The 24,596-nt window shown below is 36.5% G+C and carries 24 protein-coding genes; 12 read left to right on the top strand and 12 right to left on the bottom strand.

The genetic code is table 11. The features are described 5' to 3' along the window. Window positions 1-71: 71 nt before the first annotated feature. Both MKX14_RS07170 and MKX14_RS07165 read right to left on the bottom strand, forming a co-directional pair. Window positions 72-419 (bottom strand): DUF2513 domain-containing protein, encoded by a 348-nt coding sequence (locus MKX14_RS07170; protein WP_032049996.1) that lies wholly within the window; start codon window positions 417-419, stop codon window positions 72-74. Window positions 420-654: 235 nt separating this feature from the next. Further along, entirely contained in the window at window positions 655-1,695 is a 1,041-nt protein-coding gene (locus MKX14_RS07165; protein WP_240282141.1) for a DUF932 domain-containing protein, read from the bottom strand. Window positions 1,696-2,578: 883 nt separating this feature from the next. Here MKX14_RS07165 and MKX14_RS07160 point away from each other — a divergent pair. Both MKX14_RS07160 and MKX14_RS07155 read left to right on the top strand, forming a co-directional pair. Next, window positions 2,579-3,223 carry a DUF805 domain-containing protein gene (locus MKX14_RS07160; protein WP_240282140.1) on the top strand — a complete coding sequence of 215 codons (645 nt, stop codon included), beginning with the start codon at window positions 2,579-2,581 and terminating at the stop codon, window positions 3,221-3,223. 79 nt (window positions 3,224-3,302) lie between these two features. After that, the gene (locus MKX14_RS07155) at window positions 3,303-4,037 is read left to right on the top strand and encodes a hypothetical protein (protein WP_240282139.1); all 735 of its coding nucleotides are present in this window, start codon (window positions 3,303-3,305) and stop codon (window positions 4,035-4,037) included. A 96-nt stretch (window positions 4,038-4,133) separates the two neighbouring features. On the opposite strand, the gene MKX14_RS07150 is transcribed toward MKX14_RS07155, so the two are convergent. From MKX14_RS07150 to ywrO, 5 genes are all read right to left on the bottom strand, one after another. Next, the gene (locus tag MKX14_RS07150) at window positions 4,134-4,406 is read right to left on the bottom strand and encodes a hypothetical protein (protein WP_202724397.1); all 273 of its coding nucleotides are present in this window, start codon (window positions 4,404-4,406) and stop codon (window positions 4,134-4,136) included. A gap of 99 nt (window positions 4,407-4,505) precedes the next feature. Further along, window positions 4,506-5,384: a YagK/YfjJ domain-containing protein gene (locus tag MKX14_RS07145; protein WP_240282138.1), complete on the bottom strand. Its 879-nt coding sequence runs from the start codon at window positions 5,382-5,384 to the stop codon at window positions 4,506-4,508. A gap of 371 nt (window positions 5,385-5,755) precedes the next feature. After that, the gene (locus tag MKX14_RS07140; protein WP_240282137.1) at window positions 5,756-7,225 is read right to left on the bottom strand and encodes a hypothetical protein; all 1,470 of its coding nucleotides are present in this window, start codon (window positions 7,223-7,225) and stop codon (window positions 5,756-5,758) included. Window positions 7,226-7,762: 537 nt separating this feature from the next. Further along, on the bottom strand, window positions 7,763-8,104 hold the full coding sequence (locus tag MKX14_RS07135) for a DHCW motif cupin fold protein (RefSeq protein WP_001017481.1): 342 nt from the start codon (window positions 8,102-8,104) through the stop codon (window positions 7,763-7,765). Between the two features lie 150 nt (window positions 8,105-8,254). Beyond that, entirely contained in the window at window positions 8,255-8,812 is a 558-nt protein-coding gene (ywrO, locus tag MKX14_RS07130; RefSeq protein WP_240282136.1) for an NAD(P)H-dependent oxidoreductase, read from the bottom strand. A gap of 116 nt (window positions 8,813-8,928) precedes the next feature. On the opposite strand from ywrO, the gene MKX14_RS07125 reads away from it, so the two are divergent. Both MKX14_RS07125 and MKX14_RS07120 read left to right on the top strand, forming a co-directional pair. Then, window positions 8,929-9,264 carry a winged helix-turn-helix transcriptional regulator gene (locus MKX14_RS07125; RefSeq protein WP_240282135.1) on the top strand — a complete coding sequence of 112 codons (336 nt, stop codon included), beginning with the start codon at window positions 8,929-8,931 and terminating at the stop codon, window positions 9,262-9,264. A gap of 27 nt (window positions 9,265-9,291) precedes the next feature. After that, on the top strand, window positions 9,292-9,510 hold the full coding sequence (locus MKX14_RS07120) for a DUF6500 family protein (protein WP_240282134.1): 219 nt from the start codon (window positions 9,292-9,294) through the stop codon (window positions 9,508-9,510). 87 nt (window positions 9,511-9,597) lie between these two features. On the opposite strand, the gene MKX14_RS07115 is transcribed toward MKX14_RS07120, so the two are convergent. After that, a complete protein-coding gene (locus tag MKX14_RS07115; protein WP_017403294.1) occupies window positions 9,598-10,509 on the bottom strand; it encodes an STM4504/CBY_0614 family protein in 912 nt (303 codons plus the stop codon). A gap of 206 nt (window positions 10,510-10,715) precedes the next feature. After that, on the bottom strand, window positions 10,716-11,267 hold the full coding sequence (locus tag MKX14_RS07110; protein WP_240282133.1) for a TetR/AcrR family transcriptional regulator: 552 nt from the start codon (window positions 11,265-11,267) through the stop codon (window positions 10,716-10,718). A 697-nt stretch (window positions 11,268-11,964) separates the two neighbouring features. Here MKX14_RS07110 and MKX14_RS07105 point away from each other — a divergent pair. The 5 genes from MKX14_RS07105 (at window position 11,965) to MKX14_RS07085 (ending at window position 17,140) form a co-directional block, all read left to right on the top strand. Next, a complete protein-coding gene (locus MKX14_RS07105; RefSeq protein WP_240282132.1) occupies window positions 11,965-12,765 on the top strand; it encodes a GNAT family N-acetyltransferase in 801 nt (266 codons plus the stop codon). A gap of 507 nt (window positions 12,766-13,272) precedes the next feature. After that, a complete protein-coding gene (locus MKX14_RS07100) occupies window positions 13,273-14,145 on the top strand; it encodes an aspartyl/asparaginyl beta-hydroxylase domain-containing protein (protein WP_240282131.1) in 873 nt (290 codons plus the stop codon). A gap of 63 nt (window positions 14,146-14,208) precedes the next feature. After that, window positions 14,209-15,072 carry a DMT family transporter gene (locus MKX14_RS07095; protein WP_240282130.1) on the top strand — a complete coding sequence of 288 codons (864 nt, stop codon included), beginning with the start codon at window positions 14,209-14,211 and terminating at the stop codon, window positions 15,070-15,072. Window positions 15,073-15,123: 51 nt separating this feature from the next. Continuing rightward, window positions 15,124-16,026 (top strand): helix-turn-helix domain-containing protein, encoded by a 903-nt coding sequence (locus MKX14_RS07090; RefSeq protein WP_002052189.1) that lies wholly within the window; start codon window positions 15,124-15,126, stop codon window positions 16,024-16,026. A 112-nt stretch (window positions 16,027-16,138) separates the two neighbouring features. Then, entirely contained in the window at window positions 16,139-17,140 is a 1,002-nt protein-coding gene (locus MKX14_RS07085; RefSeq protein ID WP_240282129.1) for an aldo/keto reductase, read from the top strand. A gap of 46 nt (window positions 17,141-17,186) precedes the next feature. On the opposite strand, the gene MKX14_RS07080 is transcribed toward MKX14_RS07085, so the two are convergent. Then, the gene (locus MKX14_RS07080; RefSeq protein WP_240282128.1) at window positions 17,187-17,579 is read right to left on the bottom strand and encodes a hypothetical protein; all 393 of its coding nucleotides are present in this window, start codon (window positions 17,577-17,579) and stop codon (window positions 17,187-17,189) included. A 24-nt stretch (window positions 17,580-17,603) separates the two neighbouring features. Continuing rightward, window positions 17,604-18,347: a hypothetical protein gene (locus tag MKX14_RS07075; protein ID WP_240282127.1), complete on the bottom strand. Its 744-nt coding sequence runs from the start codon at window positions 18,345-18,347 to the stop codon at window positions 17,604-17,606. A gap of 227 nt (window positions 18,348-18,574) precedes the next feature. On the opposite strand from MKX14_RS07075, the gene MKX14_RS07070 reads away from it, so the two are divergent. Then, the gene (locus MKX14_RS07070; protein ID WP_240282126.1) at window positions 18,575-19,459 is read left to right on the top strand and encodes a DMT family transporter; all 885 of its coding nucleotides are present in this window, start codon (window positions 18,575-18,577) and stop codon (window positions 19,457-19,459) included. A gap of 101 nt (window positions 19,460-19,560) precedes the next feature. Here MKX14_RS07070 and MKX14_RS07065 read toward each other — a convergent pair whose 3' ends face one another. Further along, window positions 19,561-20,178: a TetR/AcrR family transcriptional regulator gene (locus MKX14_RS07065; protein WP_240282125.1), complete on the bottom strand. Its 618-nt coding sequence runs from the start codon at window positions 20,176-20,178 to the stop codon at window positions 19,561-19,563. Between the two features lie 133 nt (window positions 20,179-20,311). Between MKX14_RS07065 and MKX14_RS07060 the strand changes: the two genes are divergently transcribed. Continuing rightward, entirely contained in the window at window positions 20,312-21,439 is a 1,128-nt protein-coding gene (locus tag MKX14_RS07060; RefSeq protein ID WP_240282124.1) for an efflux RND transporter periplasmic adaptor subunit, read from the top strand. Next, entirely contained in the window at window positions 21,436-24,480 is a 3,045-nt protein-coding gene (locus MKX14_RS07055) for an efflux RND transporter permease subunit (protein WP_240282123.1), read from the top strand. The genes MKX14_RS07060 and MKX14_RS07055 overlap by 4 nt, the downstream gene beginning before the upstream one ends. Window positions 24,481-24,596: the final 116 nt, after the last annotated feature.

Raw genomic sequence — 24,596 nt, 5'->3', positions numbered from 1 at the left:
ACTATTAAAAATTAAGTTCTTCCAATTTTATTTTAACAAGAACAATCAATCTATAAATGATATCTAGTCAATTAATTGCCAATAATAAGTGCTATAGCTTTTGCACCTAACGCTTTAACTACATCAAAGGTAAGTTCAAGCCCCTTTTCTAAAGCCGTTGTTTTTATTTTTTCCCATACAGGTTTACTTCTAATCACATCTAGTAATTCATGTCCCTGCCAAGTCAAATCATGCACGGAAACATCATCTATTCCATCAAGACTTAGTAGAGCTTCTCCAGTTATAAAACCTGCCTGAATTAAAAGAACTGTATTTCCAATAACAAGTGAATCGCCTTCTAACTCTTCAACATACTCATCAAAGCGGTCTTCTTCTGTTGCGATAAGAACTGCCCGAATAATATCCCAATCTCTTTTCATGGCTATTTCCTAATAATTTTATAAAGTTAAGTTTACCATGTCTTAGTTAAAGTATCTTTTGTTAAGAAAAGACGAACGACGAAACTTGTCGTAATCTTTCATTAAATAAATGAATGTACTCAGAAATAGCGAGCATAAAAAAACATAGCCGAAGCTATGGTTTTTTCTTTTTAACTTTCATTTTAAAACAATTAGTTATCACCAACCCTTCATGAATCAGTGATGTATTTTCAGATCAAGAGACAAGTCTTAAAGCCTGTTCCAGTCCACGCTGCTTCATCATTGCACCTGCACCAAACCATGCAGAATCAAGTCGGTGATCAATACTCATGGCACGACGCTCGTGATCAATAAATTCTGTCATCGAACAGAGTAATCCGTAGGCAGTATCTTTAGCTGAAGAGAGGTTTGCTCCACGCCCCTGTCCATTAAACATCTCCATAGCTTTACTCATGGATTTAGCATTGGGTTCAGGTTTTTCTTTACTATTGGCTTGAGCGTGAGTAGCAACTTCACGATAAAACTGAATGATGTTGTCATCCTGTTCGACAATGCTCATCGTTGTGTTATTAAACACTGCATCGAAGTAAGCAGCAGCTTCACTCTGGGTGACTTTACGCTGGCTGAGTTGCTTCATTTCATACATGTGTTCATCCCATGCACGCACTGAAATACCAAGTTGTTGCTTAACCTTCTCAGCATCAAACTTGGTACTATGTGGAACTTTCACGACTCCTGCATTGGAGTTCTGCCCTTTCAAAGCAATCGCCAAGGTGTTGTTACATACCACACGTATAGATGTAAATTGTGCCGTGGTTGCGAGTGTGCCATCACATGCCGTTGCCAACAAAATATAGCCATTACTCACATCCTTGCCTTTCAGGGCTGCCGATTGCCCAGTACGAGCCAATGCCCAAAATTTACGTCCACCTTTAAGTACACCCGCTGTTTCCAGCTCAAAACCTGATTGCTCCGTCAAATCACGGTAAAATTCTAAAATCTCTTTAGGTTGTACTTCCTTAAAACGTTGACTTACAACGGATAGCGGTGCATGAGTATCTGAACGATATAAAACACGCTGTTCCTCATAGGGCATAAGGATATTTTGCCCACGCTCATTCTTTGCCATATAGCTGACATTAGATGACTCTATACGCCAGTCCATACCTGCTTGTTGTGCCCATACCTCTATCGGCTGATTTGGACTGAGTGGATTGCCTAATCCATGCCACGGGGTGTCGCCAACAAATGCCATTGTTTCTACTAAATGTGCCATAAAGTAACCTCTCTATTCACGATAACTAAGATGTAAAAATTGAATTGCTGCATAAAAAAAGGCCTGCGGGGAGCAGGCCAAAACGGGAAGTTTTCTGAAAATGGATTCAATCAGAATGAGTTCACTTAGATGGTATATATCTGAAAGTTTTTTAAATTATTTTTTAGACACACGATGCAACTTTACCGCGCAGTAAATTGACGGGATCATTTTCAGAGATTATGATGACGTTGCTGGCCTACATTGCCAGTCGACTTTGACAGGTCGGTTTATTGGATTGCATCAGAGTTATTCCTTCTGAGGGATAATTTTGAGGGTACATCTCGTCTCCTCCCGTAGCGGTAGGACGGGAGAGGGACACTTTCGAGTGTGCTGGTGTCAATCCAATCCGGTCTGTCAACCCTCTTTCGTTCTGCCACCATTAATCAATAAATCATGTCTGGTAGAACTTCTTATCTATATAGGAGTGGTTACCATGACTAATTTCAATTCCTGTTTTAAGACATCCTTCCTTTCTTTCGCTCATCGATTCGATGGCAGAAAACCTGTGCGCTCCTGTCTCTTGAAAGATAAGCCACTCGGCTAATAACAAAACTTTTATACACCAACACAATCAACTTTTATTCTGCTTATGCTTCATGAAGTAGGGATAAATACGCCCAGTGAAAATGTTCTGTATACCTTATAGGCGTTAGGGTTTAACAATTTGTAACTCTTACCAGCCTCCTTGTTTTGTGGGGCAAGAGTAATTCCCTTCTAGAGCTTAGACAGTAAATAAAAGCTGTTTGGTGTTGTGACATGAAGTGATGGTTAAACCAATCTAGGTGAATGCATCTTTCACTTCTATATCAATTTATCAAATACCTAAAACAAGGACATAACAATGAAAGGTAGAATTCTTGATTTTTCAATCCAGACTAATACTGGGATCATTACAGGCGAAGATCACAAACGCTATAACTTTGTAGGCAGTGAGTGGAAAGAAACTCAAGCACCAGTCCGTGGCTATGAAGTTGATTTTGAGATAAATGCTGAGGGGCAAGCAATAGGGGTTTATCTTGAAATAACAGCCAACCCAATTCCTGCCATAGTGAATACACCAACTCAAAGTAACTCTTCATACACAGCTCCCGCTAGTCAAGAAAGTTCACATAAAGCTAAAGAGGCTTTTAGAAAATGGGAACAAGGTGAAGACAACTATCAACAAGCCATATTTACCTGCTTTAAGAAATTTGCAGATTTTAAAGGCCGTGCAAGACGACGTGAGTTCTGGTATTTCGAATTATTCTGTGTGCTATTAAGCCTACTTTTAAGCTTCATGAATGAAGACTTAGCCACAATCGCTATGCTGATTACATTTATTCCGAATATTGCTGTCAATGTAAGACGGCTACATGACATTGATCGTTCAGGTTGGTGGATGTTGATTGCTCTCGTACCAATTGTAGGCGTTCTACTACTGCTGTTTTGGGCTGCCCAAGAAGGTAATCCATCAGCAAATCAATATGGCGAATCACCCAAAGCATAAGTAATCAAGCTATTCCATGACACATCAATAACAACCATCACTTCTGCATTTAATGGAAGTACACGTTTTAGGAAATACCATGAATAATAAAATCATTCTTACTTTGCTTGTAAGTTGTTTAATGCAAGCCTGCACCAAAAATGAATCGACAGACAAGGCTTCTTCAAATACTGCTCAAACTGAAACAGCTAAAGCCAATACAACTGATTCACAACAGCTCATTGAACAAGGCAAAAATGACATTGCCACCTATGGTAAAGAAACTTTACAGCACCTACTTGATCAAAAACATCCGGATAGTTATACCGCCTTTTCAGTCGATAATGTTAGATTCCTGCGTCAGCAATCTGAAGAACTTTTTCTTTATACATGGAACATCCGTTTTTTGGATAATCAATCGGATGATATCTATGGTTGTGATAGCCAACAGTTGTCATGGAATAGGCAAACCTCAGATATTGAATCTACTTTAAATGATGAGTGCTTTAACATCATTGAGCGTGGCAATCATTCTCAAAACCTAAATGAGACAGCTTCCAACGTACCAGAAACCTCACCTGTAAAAGTTGTAGTTGAAGAAAATCCACATCACTCATTCATGTCGATCATTAAGATTCAATCACTTGTAGATGATGTTTCTGTTTCAAATGTCACGGTCAACCGTGGTAATTGCCCTTTATACCAAAAAATAACTACACCAAGACGACTAGGCTTCGGGCAAACAATGTCCGTAGATACGAACAATTGTGGTCGAGCAAAGATTATTGAAATAGTCGTTTCTACCGATCAAGGAGACTGGAAGTTCGGTTCATAAAAGCGGATTGCTTTAAACACTTAAGTCTTCTTTAACGAACATTCCTTAATGTAAAGTTTAGGGAGGTTTATCCTCCCTTAATTCATTTTCTCTTCGTTAATAAAAAGTAAACCCACAACCCTGACATTGAAAATGAGATTGCATTGATGCAGTAGAACCAGAACCAAATATTGAACCTAATAAACCACCAACTACGGCTCCTGCGATTCCCCCCAGTATAGGTGAAATAGGCAAGCTCTTGGATAATGCTGCACCCATCGTAGCAAACGAAGCTGATGATGCCAGACTTTGATTTCCTGCCTGTGAAGCGTTATTTTGTACTACACGGATGACATGTTCTGAATGGCAGTTTGGGCAAGTAATGTTCATAAGATATACCTCTGAAATAGAAAAGGCTTAACGATGTGATAAGCCAATAAAGAGAAGATGTTTCTCATCTAGATGGTACATATCTGTGTATGATTCCAATTAATGCTGTGACATGCCAAAGGTACGCATCTTCCTCGTTGTTTTTACTCGAAGGTATTGTTCTTTTTCAGGTCGTGCTAAATAGGATAACGTTGAACACATTCTTCGCACCTGATAATCGACCTTACTATAGATGATGCCAATACCCACGGTATCTAACTCTTCATATTTCCTTAGGTACTTACGATCATGGCAATTAAAGTAACTTCCATCATCAGCTGTAACATCTTCCCATAACTCCCCCACAGCCTTGGCAATATTCCATGCACTCGTGCGCTTACGCTCGTTAAAGATCAATGCAATATGGCAATGATATCCCTTCTTCTCCCCTTGTTCTAATGCCCATATCAGTAGCAATACATCCTTTCCATATTCAGAACGCTTGATCTTTCTTCTAAGCGTTTCTAAATCATTATCCACCTGTTCAATATCTGGACTAACCACATAGGCTAAATCAACCCGTACCACCAGCACAGCACAATAGCTTTTCAATATTCCCTCAAGGCGCTTATCAAGCTTGGCAGCATTTAATCTTTCGTTATAACGATGTTGGCGTAATTCATTCAGGTGATCGGCTCTAGCTTGATTGAAATAAGCTTGCCAGTCTTTAAAGGTTCTTCGTTTCAAGCGATTGCAAAGTGATAATGAGGTTTCATATTGCAGATCGTAGTCATGGAGCAAACTGCAAAATAGATCGATTAAACAGGTATAGCTAAAGTCAGGGTTATAGACTTGATCAAAGTCTAAGAGAAGGTCTGTGAAGGTGTCATAAAATGATCTTGGCTGTTTTATAGCATCGAGACTAGTTAGAACAAATCTTTCAATTGCCATCAGTAGGGATGCTTCGCTGATTTCATTTTGGTTTAGGCTTAAGTTCATGCTCACTTACCTGTAGTTGTTTAGGACTACATGAAGTGGCTATGGTGTTATTAATTACCTAAAGGTTTTAAGATCATAGTTAAGTAATGTGATTATGTAATAGGTTTTAAGTAGATATATAATAGGGTTATAGGATATAGGCTATGATTTAGAGATTGGATATGTTGGTGTGTATTAACTAAGTCATTACACCAATGTGATAACTCCTTCTGGTGGAACACCCCTCTTGATAATAAAGTTTTTTTATAAGCTCAAATTCCATATATCAGCAAATCGAGCTTATATAATATTAATTAAAACTTGTACAGTTATCCGATGCCACTAGCTTATTAAGATGTAATCAAAAATGCTTTTCATTAGCCTAAAATGGCTTATGTTACATTTCTGCCGCCACCAATTCGATTTGTAATTTTATCCGAAAATCCTCGTTCATAAACACCGGCCATAATAAGGAAATAGGGAATAAGCTTAGTTTCGATTTCTTTCCATCTTGGATCCCGGCTTTCCAGTAATAAGACCGTTTCCGATAAAAATCTGTATAGAATAGGAATTTGAGTAACACTAAAATTATGCTTAAAATGATCACTAGCTTCTTGATGACTATTTTTCTTATCAAGAAGAGTTCCTATTAGTTTTTCAAAATTATTTTTTATCGAGCCGAATAAATAAGATTCATCTTTATGAACTGTCAGTGTATTTGCATCAAAAAATAAAATAATGTCCAGTTGTAATGTTGAGGATTCCATTTCTTTCCATAAGTAGATATGGTCAATCAATCCTACCAAACCATTTGGCTGCTTTGCTTTTTTAATCAACGAGGTAAGAAAAACACCAAAGAAATCATGTCGAACGGATTTGCTATTTTGAAAAATTTCTACTTGGAATCTATAGACTGCAACGTCCTTAGTTTTGTGAGGTTTTAATCTTAACCTCATCTTTTCTGCTTTAACTTCTAAATTTTGAAGAGTTTTATAAAGCTCCGCGTAGTTACGAAATTGCGGTCCCACTCTATTCGCATAGAAACCTTTCAGAGCACCGACTGAAACATTATCATAACGGCCTTGAATAAAAGCTTTTCTTAGCATAAAGAGTAAATTATTTAATTCATAAATAGATTCTTTAGAAATATCCGTATCTAAATAAAATTCACAGTTTCTACTTTCTGGATTTAATCTATTTATAATAAAAGAGACAAAAATTTTAACACTTACAGTCAAATATTCATGGTCAAACCTACTAATCGTTTCGTATTTTGATAATAAATAAATGAACTCTTTCCCGATAGAAGTAATACTTCTATCAAGACCCTGTAATACTCTCTGCTCATCTATATTTTCCTCAATAAATGCAGGTAGTGGTTTTAAAGCTAATACCAACATGAATTTTTCTATACGATTAAGCAAATCTATTTTATAACTATCAAGAACTTTTTGAGCTAAATCAACTTGCTCTTCTTTGATTCTTCGCTTTTCAGGAAAGCCATATACCTGAAAGTCCTCATAAAGCTCTTGATTTGCTATCTTCACTCCATCCAAATAGCTTTGAACAAATTTAAATTTTTTTTCAAAAATAATTAAATGTTTTTCATCTGAGACTTTAGATAAAAAACTTAATCGCTTCTTTCTACGCTCAACAGAGTTCAAATTATTAGAGGTTTGATGACCTGCTTGCTGTTTTTCTTTCTTAGTAAGAGAAGTCAAGTGCTTTATACTTTCATTACTTAATAATTTTGCAACGATCAAATTAGCTAACTCTTCATGAGAAGCTTCCTGATTAGTATTCTGCCAGTTTAATTCAGATTCTTGAGACTGTTTTTCCCCATAGGCCCTACGCTTCTCCAAATGAAACTCCTTATTACTAACCAAAATATTACTAATTTTTAGTATACTTATTCCATATATTTAAGACACTAATTCCTAATGTTTTTTATACTTATTCCATGGTTTTTTCTTACTTATTCCAAGATATATAAGCTATCAAATTATATATAACCCAGAAGAACAGCATAAAAAACACCCTATTAGGGTGTTCTTAAAGAATGTGCTTTTCTAAACGAAAGTATAGTAAAACTGTTCTATTCATACAGGGCAATGATCATTCATTAGAAAAATAATGATTGTGATAAAAGCAAATAAGTTCTTATATGACTTATGTTAAATTACAACCTAACAGCTCGGTTAACATGCACCTACCTCCTATCAGTTGGGGGTATAACTGGGGGTAAAATACAAAATCCTATTTTATTTACTTATTAATTATCAAAATTTTAATGTTAAAAGTTATTTCCCTCTCTCCCGCCAGAATTCAAAAAAGACCTAAATCGTTTTGATTTAGGTCTTTTTTATTGCACTTTTTTAATAAATCTAAATAAAGACAATCTAATCAACAATAAGTAACTTCGCACCATTCAGGCTAAAAGACTGGTGTGGCTCTGAATTATCTCCTACTTGATAACTCATGCCTGACGTTAAAGTAAATGTTCGTCCGTCTTTCAATCTACTTTCTAGCTCACCTTCTAGGCAAAATAGTATGTGCCCTTTTTCACACCAATGGTCAGCCAAGTAGTTTGCTGAGTACTCGACAAGTCTTACTCTAATTTTATTTGTTTCTTCACCAAAAAATTGAGTTTTCCAATAAGCTTTTCCAGTTTCACCGCTATATTCAGTGACTTCAATTTCTTCCCAGTTTGTAATTTGAAATGGAAAAGGCGCGATATTCATAATTTTTTCCAAAGACGTATTATTGTATTTTCAACTTATAGACAAATTTGATTTTTGCAAATGACTTATCGAAAATCAGAAAGATAGCAAAACTATTTTTCACTTTTAAAAGACCCAAACTCTCACGCTTAGGCCTCCCTACCTTAAAAATTACTCAGACAACGCTAATAACTTCTGAACATACTGAACCGCATTATTTTCTATATCTTGGTGCGTCGGAACATCATCTTCTTCTGATGGATTGGTATCTAAACCATAAAATGCATGAAGCGGTTGATAGTCCGCCCCAATATATAAAGCTGTTAGCTTAAATGGAGTAAAAATCTGCTCTAAAGAAAGCTTGTATTCACCATACTCTGAATAGACCTTTTCTTTTACACCAGCAGACACAGCCAACATAAACTTCTTATTTTTAAGCTTATCGCCTGTTGAACCGTAAGCCCACCCATACGTTAAAACTTCATCAAGCCATTGTTTCAAAAGCGGTGGGCAGTTAAACCAATACACAGGAAATTGAAATACTAAATTTTCGTGTTCTTCTACCAATGCTTGCTCTTTGGCAACATCAATCACCCCATCTGGGTAGGCTTGATAAATTTGGTGAACCGTAAATTGGTCTGGGTGTTTTTCTAGTTCCTCTACCCATCTTTTATTTACAACAGACTGGTCTATGTGAGGATGAGTAACGATGACTAATGTCTTTTTCATTATGAAAACACTCTTATCGAAAAGTTGATAAATCGATTATAGAAGTGTGCTTTCCTAAATATAAGTACGGTAATTTATGTTATATACTATACCAAAAGATAGTGTAGATTTTAAAAATGACTGAATGCGTTCCATCATATACACCATTAGAAGAGACAGGTTTTGGCTACACTCTTTCTTTAATTAATGGCAAATATAAAATGATTATTATGTATTGGCTGTATGAAAAAAATGTCATGCGTTTTAATGAGATGCAACGCTGTATTGGCAATATTTCTTTTAGAACGCTCAGCAATACTCTTAAAGAATTAGAAAGAGATGGACTGATTCATCGTAAAGAATATCCTCAAATTCCGCCAAAAGTTGAGTACCGTCTTTCAGAAAGAGGACAGTCTTTGATTCCTTTGTTAGATATGATGTGCCAATGGGGCGAGCAGAATAAGCCGGCTTAGTTTTATAGACTGAAAGTGATACTCAATATGAGACATGAATTAAGAGAAATTTTTATTAAGGGATGTGACGATAAAATTGAAAAGAAGGGAGACAATGTCGGTCTGTCTTTTTACGCTTTTTTTAAAAATAAGAACGATAATCCTGAGCTACTGATGGAAGCAGCGCATTGGTGGATTATGGAGCATAAGCTAGATCACTTTGAGAAAGCTGTGAAAATTAAGAAGCTGGTTTTGAGTGAGCGCTAGAAATTAAAGTTATCTAAATGATAGAAAAGCCGTATTTACTACGGCTAAATTTTTTATTATATCCATCAAAATAAACATCTCCTTAACTTATATACTTTCTTCGCATTTAATTAAAAATAATAGATTAGTAGCAGTTAAATGTAGCGCATAACTTGTTAAATATTCAGGAACTTCTTTTATTTCATGTCCTTGTCCATGACCACCTTCTTTATTCCGTATTGTAGGTACACCACTTTCTAACAAAATATTCAATGAAGAAAATTGATTCTGAAGATATATAGGGACTAAACCATTATTTAAACAACTATTAATTAATTTTTTGGCGGTATCATTTTGATTAAATGGCCAAGAATGCTTTTTATGGATAGATTTCATTAAGCTTTCAAATGCTTTAAGACATTCATTTAAGCATTCTTTATATCGCTGATGCCGATAATGTTCATGTGCAGATAAAAATTCGGCAAATGCTCCTTGGTAATCTCGATCTTTTCCAAGAAGTTGAAGAACAGGCTTTACAACCTCAGAATGTAAAAATTGTGAATCAACTCTAATCAGCTCATCTTGCTCAAATTGATATCCAACACCAGCTTCTTTAAACCTTATATTTAGTTCCTCAATTGCCTTATCAGGTGTTTGTTTAGAGGAAAAAAACTTATGTGCATTTTCTCTCACATACTTGTTAATTACTTTAAAAAATATTTCAATAACATCTAAACAATACTCATGTTTCTTTTCATTCAATAAAAAGTTAAATATAACCTTATGATCACTTTCATAGTGTTCACCTAAAGAAAATCGTCCATATTCTTTACATAAAGTTTTATGTATAAACTCATATACTTGGTGTGCAGAGGGAGAACTCTCGTTACCTAATACATCTCTTATAATATGAATAATTTGAATCTTGAGAGTTTTAGGAATATCTTCATATTGATAAACATCTGGAATTTCCCCCCGTAATTTTTTTTGTCTTTTTGAAAATAAATCAAATATACTCAATTTATGGACCTCAAATTTGATAATTTATTAAATGAAAAAGATGTCTTCTTTATAAAAATTTATTACAGTTAATATCAAGTATTTTATAAAAAATTCAAACATATATTTTTTCTATTAACTTAAGAGAAATAAATTATAAATTTCTAAAGTTTATTAAAAAAGTAATTATAAACTACAAAGCCCAACTCCTGTCGGGCCTTCCCCTATCAAACCCGCTTTAAAAAATACTCAAGCAATGTATCTCTGTCCTTTGTCTGATCTGAACCTAAAAGACCAAAAATCGCGCCATCAATCATAAATACAAAAATATCAGACTCTTCATATGTGGCTCTTTTTTTAGATTCCCTCAGTACCCAAAAAATTTCATTTTTAAGCCAGCGCCTATATCTGAGTGCAGTTTGATAGGCATTTGGATAAAGCTTTTTAATTTCAAAAATCGCTTTAAACAAAAGGTAATAGGCACCTTTTAGGTCAGCATGTAAAAGGTAAATTTGCCTGAGCTGATGAACCAAATCTGGATATTGGCGAGCTTCGCTTACTGCCCGTACTTTTTCTTTTAACTGCTCTTTTTGAACCAACAAACACATTTCAATCAGTCTTTCTTTGGAGTAAAAGTAGTTGTAAAAGGTGGCTTTAGTCATTTTGGCCTCGCGAACAATTCGGTCCACCCCGACCTTGTTGAAGCCATGTTGTTTAAATAACTCTGCTGCTGTGTATAGCGCTCGCGTCGCTCGAAAGGAAGCTTCTAAATTTTTCATGTATACCGTTTAAAATAATTTCTTGTTGTAAATAAAAGAGATAGAAATGCCGTCGCTCTTAAATTGAGCGCTAAAAACAGGCATGCAAAAGCCGCACGAGAAGGTGTGCTCGTCTATCTCGGGTTTTATTGTTGCTATGATTTTTTAGTCGTAATGACCTATGGCTTAAAACCTAGAGTCGATTAAACCGTTTTAAAGACCAGTTGGGTATGGACGTAAAGACTTTGGCAAAGGTTGCCAATGAGATAGATAAAATAGTACGCATATGACGGATTCCTGTACAAATAAGAATTCTGCCAATCTCTGCTAAAAGATGGTGGCAGAACGAAGGGGGGTTAGCAGACTGGGTACAGAACCAGCACACCCGAAGGTGTCCCCCCTCCGCCCTACCATAACGTAACGTCAGGGAGACGAGTGGAATACAAGCAGATTCCATCCTCAGAAGGATTAAATCTGATGCACTGTACCGCGGTCTGCTAAAACCGGCTGGCAATGTGGCCAGCAGGCAAAGGATAATCCGCGAGTTTTTGAGTGTCAATGTAAGGTTGAATAGAAATTGGTTAAATAATTATTGTTGTTTATTCAATTAGATATTTAAGCTAAAAAGACCTTCAACTTAAATTTAACGATGTCATGATAATAAAAATATAGGATAGTGAATTATGATTGAGTTCATGATTTGAATAGGTAATTAATAATGATAATAAAGGGACCTCCCACCAGTTCAGAAGAATACCAACTTATCTTTCAATGGCTTGATGAACGGTCCAATTATTCTATTGGGGCGATGGCCTTTCTTGCTCAAACACAAGCTACCAATGCAGAGTGGCAACTCTTGCGGTTGTATAACTCACAAAACGCCGAGCAACTGCTAGGAGTCGCGGTCATCGTTGCTGGTGGCACCTGTTTCTGGGTTCCGTCAGAGGCATCATCTGGTTCATTGCTCTGTACCTCAATTTTACAGCTTCAACCGCGTCGGATTGTAACGACCGCAATCGGGCGAGACTTATTACATGTCAAGATAAAACAAAAAGGGCGTATTTTACGAGAATATGATCAATGGATCATGGTTTGCTCACGCCAATTTTCTGAAGCTCAAGGGCGCTTGGCTGAACTTTCGGATATTGCCCGTCTTGATGAATATCAACATCTATACAATAAAGAGCGATCCGTAAATGAAACACCTGATTGGGTATCTCTAATTCAACAACAAAAAATTATTGTGCTTGAAGCAGATCAACAAATCGTTTCAATTGTGCGTTTAGGCATAGAAACTGATCGTCTGGTTTCTATTGGCGGCACATATACTTTCCCTACTTATCGCCGAAAAGGTTTTGCCGAACGCATCTTAAAATTTGCAGTTAATCGGATTGTTGCAAATGGACGGATTGCCCACTTAATTGTTGACGTTGATAACACCCCAGCGGTTAGTCTTTATCGGCAAATGGGCTTCGAATGTGTAGAGTCTTCTTACATTGCTTACCCAGAGTATTTATAAAAAATCATTCATTTTCAAACCAACTTAATTAGCTATCCAACTTTAATAGGGGCAGATCACCCTACCGCAACGTGAGGGGTCGGTGGTTTTTTATACATAGAACTCAAAAGGAGTAAATCTGATGTGCTGTATGTAAAGTCAGCCTGCTACAACCGACTGGCAATGTAGGCCAGCAGTGAAAGGGTAATATGCAATATTTAGGATTTCAGACATTTCTGATGATAGAAATATTCTTAATATTACCTCACTAAAGAGAAATAATAAAAAATAACAACTATTAAATAAAAATCAATCTTATTTACTTATTAAAATTTCATATTAAGATATAAATATTAATTTAAAATCAGAAGAATATTTAAACTTTATGAAATTAATATTTCATTTAGTATGATTAATTTATAAATAGACCAATAAAAAGTAAAATTATTTAACAACATTAAAATTTTAAAAATAAGTATTGTATAAAAAATACTCAATCCACAAACAAAATTATATTTGGAGTTGAATATGTCATCTTATCTTTTAGCTAAAATTGATTTAAGTTCTTATAATTTAACGGAAGAAATAGACTTTATCAATAGCATTAAAAAGCAACAGGAAGAATATGATGAGTTTGGACAAGGTTATTGGAAGAATATTTCCTTATATAATAGCTCAGGGCAATCTGATGATACTCAATACAAAAATTCAGAAAATTGTTTTTCAACAGAATATTTAGATAAATTACCTAATATATCCAGACTTATTGATGAAAATTTTACAAAAGAAAGTTTAAAAATGGTGAGGGCTAGAAGTCTAATCGATGGTATGGTTATTCCTCATAAAGACTTTGTCGAATTGAGCCCAGAAGTAACTTATTTTCGTGTTTTTATTGCCTTAGAAGATAATAAAAACTCCTTTCACTCAGATGAAAGTGGAGTTTTTCAAATGCTTAAAGGAGAAGTTTGGTTTTTGGATGCAAGTATGGACCATGCCGCAATTAACTTTTCAAATAAAAGCCGTATGTTCCTATGTTTAGATTATATATTTAGCGATATCTTCAAACCAGAGGCAATATTTTCAGAAAGAGCTAAAATACTAGATTATAAGCGAGATTATCTAATAGTTCGTGAAGAGCTTACAAATGATAGAGTTAATGAGATAATTGAATCGACATCAAAAATTATTTCAAAACATACTTTTAAGGATATAGTTTTTGCTTTATCAAAATTACATTTTATTTACGATGTTCAAGTATCCGAATGTTATAATTGGATTCATACAGCCGCACAAAAGGCTGGAAATGATGAAGTTACACTTAAGATAAAGAACCTTAAAGAATATTTAACTGAAAAACGTAATATAGGTGAAAGGTTTTTCATAAATGATTGGGCAATATAATATAAGTTAAATTACCCAAGATAAATATCTTGGGTAATTTTTATTAAAATAGAGAAGAAAAAATTGAAAAATATAATCATACCTATTCTCTTCTTACTTATGTGGAGTAGTGGAGCAATTTTTGTAAAAATTGGATTAGAATATTCATCAGTATGGTCTTTTTTGGCTCTACGATCGTTTTTTTCATTCTTAATATTATCTGCAATAATATTTATCTTTTTTAGAGATAAATATAAAAATATATTTAATTTAGACAAAAAAAGCTTACTAGGAGTTCTATTAGTAGGCTTATTGTTACAAGTTTTATATCAAATATTTTACTTTTTAGCTATTTTCAATCATCTATCACCAGGTTTACTTTCAATTTTTCTAGGCCTTCAGCCTTTATTAACAGCGTTACTATTACAACAAATAAATAGTTTATATAAATGGTTTATCTTATTTTCTGGTTTTTTTGGCCTTATTATGGCTGTAGCAGGTGCAAGAGATGTCTCAAATATCACTACTGCCGGAGTTTTGTTTTCGATTCTAGCTATGGCAAGTATATCGATAGGTTCAATTTTTCAAAACAATAATAATAATGATTTATTAGTTTCTGCTTTACTTCATTCATTGCTCTCATCTGTAATATTTATAAGTATTCTCCCTTTTGTTGACCATCACGTAATATGGAATCTGAAATTTACTTTTAGTGTGCTGTGGATGACTATTATTGTATCTATCTCGGCAATGCTTCTTCTATTTCATTTATTAAGAAATAATTCTGCAGATAAAGTAAGCGTTTTATTCTTTTTAGTCCCAATTGTAACAATATTTTTTGATTATTTAGTTTTTGATACTAAAATTTCATGGATAACAGGTATTAGTACTTTAATAGTTATTATTTCCATATATTTTTTTAATAAGCAAAAAAGTTATAGCAAATAAAGTTTGAATTTTATAACTTTAAATAAATTGATAACGCATGCAGGCAAAGACATGGAAACCATACATGATTTTTATCGCCGCTTTTCTTTAACCAGAGATAGCGATTACTCGGTTCCATCAACCTCGTTTGGACATTTTAACGTGTTCCAACGCGATGCCTGCTCGTTTCTCACACCTTATAGCCGCCGCGATTATTATAAAATTTCACTAGTTTTAGGCACAGGCGAACTTCACTACGCCAACCGCTGGATACGAGTCGACCGCCCTGCTTTACTGTTTTCAAACCCGATGGTTCCTTATGCATGGGAAATTAATTCGCCTGAACAGGCAGGCTGGTTTTGTCTATTTACCGAAGAGTTTGTAAACCAAGAATCAAGACAAAGCTTTTTAAAAGATTCCCCGCTGTTTAAGGTCGACGGCGACCCGCTATATTTTTTAAATGATCAACAAGTTGAAGAAATTTCATTTATTTTCAAAAAGATGATGACTGAAATAAATTCAGACTATATTCATAAATACAACGTTTTAAGAAACTATTTGCACCTGATTGTGCATGAAGCCATGAAAATGCAACCGACCCAACAGTTTGAAAAACATAGCAATGCTGCGGTTCGGATTTGCCATTTATTCTTTGAGTTATTAGAGCGCCAGTTCCCGATCGACTCGCCCCATTTTCAGCTTAAACTCAAAACTGCAAATGACTATGCCTATGGCTTGTCGGTGCATGTGAACCATTTAAACCGAGCTGTAAAAGAAGCCACAGGTAAAACCACCTCTGAGCATATTAGCTCGCGTATTACGCAAGAAGCCAAAGCGCTGCTACAGCACACTAGTTGGAATATTTCTGAAATTGCGTATAGCTTAGGTTTTGAATATTCAGCGTATTTCACCAACTTCTTTAAGAAAAATACGGGCTTTTCACCTAAAAAGTTCCGTGAAGACTGTGTGGCCTAAAAACAGATTGTTTGAATTTTATAATTATTGGTTTGAATGTTATACGTCAGTTTGAGCCAAAGCATTTTATAGTTTTTCTACTCAAGTGATTTTGCAAAAAAGAGTGTGAAAAATGAAATATAGAACTTTAGGACAAACAGGCGAAAAAGTATCAGCACTTGGTTTAGGTTGCATGGGAATGAGCTTTGCCTATGGTGCCTCAGACGACACACAAAACATTGCAACTCTAGAAAAGGCCTTAGACCTCGGCATTAACTTTTGGGACACCGCCGACATGTACGGCAACGGCGCAAACGAAGTTTTACTCTCAAAAGTTTTAGAAAAACATCGCGACAAAGTATTTTTGGCGACCAAATTTGGCTTCCGCTATAAAGAAGATAACCTTAACCCACAAAACTCTTTAGAGTCTTATATCGACGGCTCTCCTGAGTGGATTAAAGTTGCGGTCGAAAACAGTTTAAGACGTTTAAATACAGACGTGATTGATTTGTATTATGCGCATCGCATTGACCCGAATGTTCCAGTTGAAGACACCATTGGTGCAATGGCGGACTTGGTCAAACAAGGTAAAGTTCGTTATTTAGGACTCAGTGAAGCGTCGGCGGAAACCATTCGTAAAGCGCATGCAATTCACCCGATTGCAGCGGTTCAACATGAATATTCATTGCTTACCCGTGAGTTTGAGCAAACTCATTTGCAAACGATTCGCGAGTTAGGCATTAGCCTTGTGCCGTATTCACCGCTGTCACGTGGTTTAATCACCAATACGCTTGATGTGGGTAGCCTAGACGAAAACGATTTCCGTCGTCAATTGCCACGCTATCAAGGCGATAACTGGAAAAATAACCAAAGCTTGGCGCAAGCATTTAGCGACTTTGCTCAAAGCAAAAACGCAACAGCGGCTCAACTGGCTTTGGCTTGGATTTTGGCGCAAGGTGACGACATTATTCCAATTCCGGGTACACGTAAAATCGAGCGACTTGTGGAAAATGCAGGTGCTGTAGACCTTCATTTAACAGCGGCAGATTTGGCAGAAATCGACGCGATTATTGCGAGATATCCAAACATGGGCGCACGCTATAACGCTCAGCAACTTGCTGCGGTAAATCATTAAAAACGAAGCTATAAAAAAAGTCCGACTCTGTGTCGGACTTTTTAATTTAATTTTTGCTATATGTGCCCTGCTGGCGTCCACCTTCCCAGATCGCATCTAAGGATTTATCCGAAATCGTTAGGCTTTCAGGGAAAATGCTTAAATCCTTTTTAAATTTAGCCTCTGGTTTTAAACCAATACAGTCTTCATTTTTCCACCATGTGCCTTCGGCATATTGATCTAAAGCGCCAACAGCGAGCATCCATTGAAACTTGCCGTCTGGTTGAAGTAAAAGTTCCGAACCCACTTCCATCACACCATTTAGATAATAGTGCCCACTCCAAGTTTGATCGGCCTTTTGGAATTTCACTTCTTTGCATGTGCTAGTTGGCTCTGCATAAATGTGAGCAGAAAAAATAACCGTCGAAAGAAGTAGTAAAGGCGCAAATATATTTTTCATTATTTAGTTCCTATATGTTTGGTCTTATTTCCCAGACTCAACTTTTAAATACGTTCCATCTGCATAGACGTTATGTCCAAAGCCACAACCCGACTCGCCTTCGCTTTGTTTAACTTGAATATAGTTACCTAATTTTGCGTTAGATTTAAAATCGAGCTGAATTCGGCAGTCTTCATTTTTATAAACCGTTTGCTTTTTATTAGTCGGCATTTTGGTGTCAAACTCACCCATATTTGGGCCATAGATCAAGCTTCTAAGTCCCATATATAAACCGGCATAGCTAATTGCATATTGGCCCTGCTTACGGCTTACCGTGATGTGATCCCACTCCCCAAAACCAGAGTAACGGACATATTCACCTGATAGGTCATTTGATGCTTTAGGTGTAGGTAATTGCTTAAGATTAAACTGACTAGATTTTGATTTTTCATCGAGCATAAACCATGCTCTCGCCCAAAGTGGCTGACCTAATTTAGCATAGGCTAAGCCCACATTATTGTTGGCAACTTCAATATCACGGTCAGTAAATTTAACTGTGGTTTCATCTGCATTAGCTTTACAAAAAGCAGTCCAAGAGGCTTGGTTTTGGAAATTTTCGAGCGCCTTTTTATATTGTTTTTGGTCATAGAATTTCTTACCTAAGCTCGCGTATTGCTTCACTTTATTACAGCTTTGTTGTAGCTCTTGTTCATAAGAAAACTCTGCATGCGTGACCGCCAAAGCTGAAAGTGTAAGAACCGCGCAGCCTGTAATAATTGATTTAATCATTTTTAAAATTCTTTAATAATTAACTAATTATATAATATGAGCTGGCGCTCTAAATCACAATTATTTGAAACAAAAGTCTATAGAATGCTTTAGTCTTGAGTAAAATTTATTAAATCAATTCAAAATAAATCATTGAAAATATTAAGCGTTAATTGATTATTTTTGTTGAATATTCATCCAAAAAATATTGTAGACTGCATGCGTAAAACTTAGGAAGAATTATAAGAGTGAATAATCTAATTATTGGAAGCCTATTTGCGCTTTGTGCAGCTGCACTCAATGCCTCTATTGGTGTAATTAGTAAATTACTCATGCACAGTGGTTTAAACCCACAAGACATTGCCTTTTTAAAAACCATTATCGCCTTTTTCTTTTTAAGTGCTTTTTTATTTAAAGTCCCTGTTAGCCAAAAGATTGCATACATTAGCAGCACGCCAAGTAAACTCAGCGTTTTTACTCAAATTGCCATATGTGCTTTTTTAGGGATTTTCTCTTTATTCTTTTTCGAGACGATTGCCTATAACCACGGTGCTGCCGCCAATGTAGTCGTGGTACTCATGGCTTCGGCTGCCATCTCTGCCCTATTTTTTGGTCGGTTCATTTTAAAAGAAAGCATCTATATTCACTCTCTTATTGGAACATTATTGGCAGTCGCTGGTATTAGTATTATTTCATGGAAAGGTGAAAATAGCCTTTTAATGCTGATCAATGCTTCTATTGCCGGTACGGGTTATGGCCTATTTTCGGTTTTAGTGAAAAAGTTCAAATTAAACGGCGGGCTGTTTCTTACCAAGTATTTATTACTGTTTGGCAGTGTTTATCTTGCCGTTCCGTTTTTAATTAATTTTCACAGTATTAATTTTAATAGTGACATTGTTTTAGGTTTGATTGGTTTAGCTATGCTGCCGACCATACTCGGCTTTTTCTGTACTACTAAAGCATTGTCTTATATGAGTGCGGCAAAGGTACAAGTGACCGAGCTTTCAGAACCGATTTTTGCAGCACTTATGGCTTGGGTTTTCATTCATGAACAGCCGACTTTATCGTTTTTATATGGCGCGATTTTTATTATTTTCGGCATCTTTTTAATGAACAGAACGCCTAAACATTGATATCAATTTTACGTCTATATTACTGAAAAATAAAATCTAAGCTCTCTTTAAAACATAAATGATAAATTTTAGAGAGCTTTAATTTAAACCGAATTTTTTTCTTACGCAGGGCAAAGCATTTTAGATACAGAAAGCAATAATCCTTCAATTTGTTGTAAATTCAAACCAGCCCTAGCGCGAATTCCAATACTATGTGCAGCCGAAGTCATTAAGAAAGCTAAGGCATTAATATCAGTATCACTAGGCAATTCTAGATTTAGCCGAGCCATATCCAGACGTTGATACAGCTGTTCATCCATTTCCGTTAAGACCTCTTTTAATACAGCCTGAATCTCATTATCTGCCAGCGCGTCAGCCATGGCAGTAGATATAACTGCACATCCGCTTAAATTAATATCTTCGTGGTATCCATCCACTTCAAGGGCTGTTTGCAAATATCTCAAAATCACATCGGCAAAAGAGCGATCCGTCTCTTTAGATTGCAATGCCTTGCCAAATTCGGTTTTGGCATATTTTTGAAAATAACGCATGGCTTTTATATAAATTGTACGTTTATCTCCTAAACCCGCATAAAGACTTGGTCGGTTTAATCCTGTGACCAAAGCTAAAGTGTCTAGAGAAGTTCCAGAAAACCCACCTTTCCAAAATGCATGTAAAGCACGCTCTAGTACTTGTTCAGGATCGTAAGAACGCGGTCTTCCTCGTGATTTAGTTTCCATTACTCATCACCTTGAAAAATTCATTGACTATTTTATACAAATCAGTACAAAATTCAAATATTTTGCGAACCAGTACAAAAATATTTCTCTGAAAACTTTAGTTATTTAAAAACTCCCTTTAAGGACCTATGAAATGCCTCCAATAGAGTTTAAAAATCAATTGAAATCATTAGAACAAAATATCTATATGATTTTTATCGTTTTAATTTTTATAAGTCTTATATTCTTCGTTGGCTGTAGCCATAAAACCGAGGAGCCAGAAAAAGTTATTGCGGTTCAACTCACCACAGCATCTCCTGCTGGTGAACTTTCTAATTTATCTTTTTCCGGAAATATTGTGCCTAGAGTTGAAAGCCAACTCTCTTTTCGGGTAGCAGGTCGTATCATAAAACGTTTAGTTGATACAGGCGCAACCATTAGCAAAAATCAGCCATTAGCACAGTTAGACGATACTCCTTTTAGACTAAGTATTCAGGAAGCATCTGCTGAATTGCACCAAGCTCAAAGTACCCTCGCAAGAGTACAAAGAGATCTACATCGCAATCGTAGTCTGGTTAACATAGGCGCTATTTCACGAGCCGATCTCGATAGTCTTGAAAACCTATATCAAAATACTCAAGCACAGGTCAATGCAGCTCAAAGCCGACTTGACCGAGCAAAAAACGATCTAAGTTATACGACTTTGCGTTCACCCGCAGCGGGAACAATTGCTGAAGTTCAGGCAGAAAGTGGGCAGGTTATCTCAGCTGGAACTCCTATATTTAAACTGGCTCAAAACGGTGAAAATGAAGTACAGATCGATGTTCCAGAAAGTCAGATTAATCAACTTAAAATAGATCAACAAGCTAGCATCAAATTACTTAGCTTATCCGAGCATACATTTACAGGGCATGTGCGTGAGATAGCGACTGTTGCAGACCCGAACAGCCGAACTTATCGTGTTCGAATTTCTATATCGAATTTACCTGCTGCAGCTAAATTAGGTATGACAGCAACCGTCCATTTTTTAAATAACAATGTAAATCAGGAAATTATTTTACCTATTGGTGCCCTGTTTCAAAAAGGACAGCAAACCGCGGTTTGGGTACTCCCTCAGGGCGCGAAAAATCTTCAACTTCGACCCGTCTTATTGAGCAAAATCAATACTGAAACCATTACGGTTGCCAAAGGAATTCAGGCTGGCGAACGAATTGTCACGGCTGGGGTACATCGCCTAGACACTAAGATGGCTGTAAAAGCGTGGGATGGGAGGTTGCCGTGAAAGGATTTAACTTATCCAGCTGGGGCCTCCAGCATCGAACATTAGTTATTTTTGCGATGCTACTTTCCCTACTTTTAGGTACCGTGGCTTATTTTAAATTAGGGCGAGCTGAAGACCCTAATTTGACGATCAAAGTCATGACTATAGACGTCAATTGGCCAGGTGCTACCACACGTGATCTAGAACAACAGGTGGTCGAAAAGATTCAGCGTACACTGCAAGAAGTACCTAATTATGATTATGTACAAAGTTATGTACGCCCAGGTCAAGCAACGATCTTTTTAGTTCTGAAGGATTGGACTCGTAAAAGCCAAATTGAAGAAAGCTGGTATCAGGCACGTAAGCGTGTAAACGACATACGACAGAATTTACCTAAAGATATTCAAGGTCCTTTTTTTAATGATGACTTTGGGGATACCTTTGGATCTATTTATGCATTTCATGCTGATGGATTTGACGACGTCAAAATGAAGCAGGTACTTCTTTCTACAAGAGATCATCTTCTTCAGGTTCCCGATGTATCAAAAGTTATGTTGTTAGGTATTCAAGAACCTCGCTTTTATATTGAATTCAATTATGCAAAGTTAGCCCAGCTGGGTATTTCACCCTTAGATTTGGTCAACGATTTACAAAAACAGAATGCGGTTGAATCAGCAGGAACTTTTGAAGGTCCTCATGCACGTATATATGCTCGTGTTGATGGAGATGTAAAAACCGTACAAGACTTAAAAAATATTGTAGTTCAGGTTGGATCACACAATATTCATCTAGGAGATGTTGCCCATATTAGTAAAGGGTTTATTGACCCTCCCCAAATCTCAATGAGACGAAATGGTGAACGAGTCACTGGACTTGCAGTTTCCATGACAGAAAAAGGCGATATTCTTGCTTTAGGAAAACAACTTGATCAGCGCATTAAAGAGGTACAAGAAGCCTTACCTGCTGGCATTACTATTGAAAAAATAGTAGACCAGCCTAGCCTTGTCGAACATTCGGTGAATGAGTTTCTCGGACACTTTGTGCTAGCACTAGCCATTGTTTTAGCTGTTAGTTTATTTGCTTTGGGTGTGCGAACAGGGATTGTGGTTGCTTTATCTGTACCTCTAGTTTTAGGTATTACCTTTTTCTTGATGTGGCGCCTAGATATCAATTTACAAAGAATCTCGTTAGGTGCTCTTATTATTGCCTTGGGCTTGTTAGTTGATGACGCGATTATTGCAGTTGAAATGATGCAAGTTAAAATGGAAGAAGGTCTAGACCGTTTTAAAGCTGCCAGTTTTGCCTGGAGTAGTACAGCTTTTCCAATGCTAACAGGCACATTAATTACAGCCGCGGGCTTTGTCCCAGTTGGCTTTGCTTTATCTTCAACCAGTGAATTTACCGGATCAATTTTTTGGGTCGTTGGGATTTCTTTAATTGTTTCGTGGTTAGTAGCAGTATTATTTACGCCTTTTCTAGGCACCGTTTTACTTCCCAAGGTAAAACCTCATGAGCCTCACTCCACACAAAATTCCTATAGAGATAAACTCTCACAATGGTTTAGCCGTAAAATTGTATGGTGCGTCAAAAACAGAAAATGGGTTTTACTGGCAACCGTTCTCAGCTTTGTTTTATCTTTAGTTGCATTCCAATTTGTTCCTCAACAATTCTTTCCAGATTCACCGCGTGAAGAAATTTTAATTGATGTACAACTCGAAGAAGGTGCTAGCTACACAGCAACTTTAAATGCAACGAAACAGGTTGAAAAATTACTTTCTAGCGATCAACGGGTTCGAGATTACACAGCTTATGTAGGAAGTGGTTCTCCCCGTTTTTATTTATCTCTTGATCCGGAAACACCTAAAAATAATTATGCTCAGTTAATTGTTTATCCTAAAGACATTAAACAAGCGAGTCAGCTAACTTCTGATTTGCATAATCGTCTTACTCAACAGTTTCCACATATTCGCACACGGGTTTATCGACTAGAGTTAGGACCGACGGTCGGCTACCCTGTACAGTTTAGGGTTCGTGGTAAAGATCCGGAAAAAGTTCGTGAAATTGCTGGCGAAGTCCGTGACATTATGCGTCAACATCCAAATGTACGCGATGTCAATTTTCAATGGAATGAACGCAGTAAAGCCATCAGATTTATCATTGATCAGGAACGTGCCCGTAGTTTAGGAATCAGTTCGCAAGATATTTCACGTACCTTACAAATGTTATTAAGTGGTTATACGGTCACTCAAATTAGAGAAGGTACCGAATTAATTGATGTGGTAGCAAGAGCGAAAGCAGATAATCGGCTTGATACAGCTCAAATGGGCCAAATTACGATTCGTGCATTAAACGGAAGAAATATTCCTCTCGACCAAGTTGCTGAACTTAGACCTGTATTAGAAGAAGGCGGGATCTGGATACGTAACCGTTTACCCACTCTCAGCGTGCGTGCTGATGTAAATGGTGCTCAAGCACCAGATGTTTCAAAACAAATTGAACCCTTGTTAAATGACCTTCGTAAAATGTTGCCTATTGGATACAGTATCGAAACAGGTGGAACGATTGAAGAAAGTGCTAAAGCAGATGCAGCCATTCAATCTGTTATGCCTGTCATGTTGTTACTGTGGGCAATATTCTTAATGTTACAGCTGCAAAGCTTCAGTCGCATGTTTATGGTGGTATTAACAGCTCCACTTGGCATGATCGGAGTAAGCCTAGCCTTATTGATTACTCGTGCACCATTCGGTTTTGTGGCCACATTAGGCGTAATTGCTCTGGCTGGCATGATTATGCGAAATTCAGTTATTCTGGTTGATCAGATAGATAGGAATATTTCGACAGGTCAATCACCTGAACAAGCAATTATTCAAGCCACTGTAGGACGTACTCGTCCTGTTCTACTCACAGCTTTGGCTGCAATTTTAGCAATGATCCCTCTAACACTTTCCACCTTATGGGGACCAATGGCAATTGCAATTATGGGTGGTTTGGCTGTAGCGACTGTACTCACCTTATTCTTTGTACCAGCGCTTTATGCAGCTTGGTTTAGGGTAAAAAGCTAAGGTTTATAACTTAAAAGCACAAATAGATTTTCTATTTGTGCTTTTTTATAATTTATAAAATTAGGGTTTAAAAATATCTATGGTGTAGGAAATTGAGTAACTTTTAAATTTGAAGT

This window comes from Acinetobacter pittii (assembly GCF_022449185.1).
Taxonomy (GTDB): Bacteria; Pseudomonadota; Gammaproteobacteria; order Pseudomonadales; family Moraxellaceae; genus Acinetobacter; species Acinetobacter pittii_I.
The sequence above is the reverse complement of the archived record's forward strand: the minus strand, read 5'-3'. Positions and strand labels throughout refer to the sequence as shown.

Excerpts from the sequence above, each read along its gene's own strand:
- MKX14_RS07170 (WP_032049996.1), bottom strand. The coding sequence starts at position 419 with ATGAAAAGAGATTGGGATATTATTCGGGCAGTTCTTATCGCAACAGAA.
- MKX14_RS07165 (WP_240282141.1), bottom strand. The coding sequence starts at position 1,695 with ATGGCACATTTAGTAGAAACAATGGCATTTGTTGGCGACACCCCGTGG.
- MKX14_RS07160 (WP_240282140.1), top strand. The coding sequence starts at position 2,579 with ATGAAAGGTAGAATTCTTGATTTTTCAATCCAGACTAATACTGGGATC.
- MKX14_RS07155 (WP_240282139.1), top strand. The coding sequence starts at position 3,303 with ATGAATAATAAAATCATTCTTACTTTGCTTGTAAGTTGTTTAATGCAA.
- MKX14_RS07150 (WP_202724397.1), bottom strand. The coding sequence starts at position 4,406 with ATGAACATTACTTGCCCAAACTGCCATTCAGAACATGTCATCCGTGTA.
- MKX14_RS07145 (WP_240282138.1), bottom strand. The coding sequence starts at position 5,384 with ATGAACTTAAGCCTAAACCAAAATGAAATCAGCGAAGCATCCCTACTG.
- MKX14_RS07135 (WP_001017481.1), bottom strand. The coding sequence starts at position 8,104 with ATGAATATCGCGCCTTTTCCATTTCAAATTACAAACTGGGAAGAAATT.
- ywrO (WP_240282136.1), bottom strand. The coding sequence starts at position 8,812 with ATGAAAAAGACATTAGTCATCGTTACTCATCCTCACATAGACCAGTCT.
- MKX14_RS07125 (WP_240282135.1), top strand. The coding sequence starts at position 8,929 with ATGACTGAATGCGTTCCATCATATACACCATTAGAAGAGACAGGTTTT.
- MKX14_RS07120 (WP_240282134.1), top strand. The coding sequence starts at position 9,292 with ATGAGACATGAATTAAGAGAAATTTTTATTAAGGGATGTGACGATAAA.
- MKX14_RS07110 (WP_240282133.1), bottom strand. The coding sequence starts at position 11,267 with ATGAAAAATTTAGAAGCTTCCTTTCGAGCGACGCGAGCGCTATACACA.
- MKX14_RS07105 (WP_240282132.1), top strand. The coding sequence starts at position 11,965 with ATGATAATAAAGGGACCTCCCACCAGTTCAGAAGAATACCAACTTATC.
- MKX14_RS07100 (WP_240282131.1), top strand. The coding sequence starts at position 13,273 with ATGTCATCTTATCTTTTAGCTAAAATTGATTTAAGTTCTTATAATTTA.
- MKX14_RS07090 (WP_002052189.1), top strand. The coding sequence starts at position 15,124 with ATGGAAACCATACATGATTTTTATCGCCGCTTTTCTTTAACCAGAGAT.
- MKX14_RS07085 (WP_240282129.1), top strand. The coding sequence starts at position 16,139 with ATGAAATATAGAACTTTAGGACAAACAGGCGAAAAAGTATCAGCACTT.
- MKX14_RS07080 (WP_240282128.1), bottom strand. The coding sequence starts at position 17,579 with ATGAAAAATATATTTGCGCCTTTACTACTTCTTTCGACGGTTATTTTT.
- MKX14_RS07075 (WP_240282127.1), bottom strand. The coding sequence starts at position 18,347 with ATGATTAAATCAATTATTACAGGCTGCGCGGTTCTTACACTTTCAGCT.
- MKX14_RS07065 (WP_240282125.1), bottom strand. The coding sequence starts at position 20,178 with ATGGAAACTAAATCACGAGGAAGACCGCGTTCTTACGATCCTGAACAA.
- MKX14_RS07060 (WP_240282124.1), top strand. The coding sequence starts at position 20,312 with ATGCCTCCAATAGAGTTTAAAAATCAATTGAAATCATTAGAACAAAAT.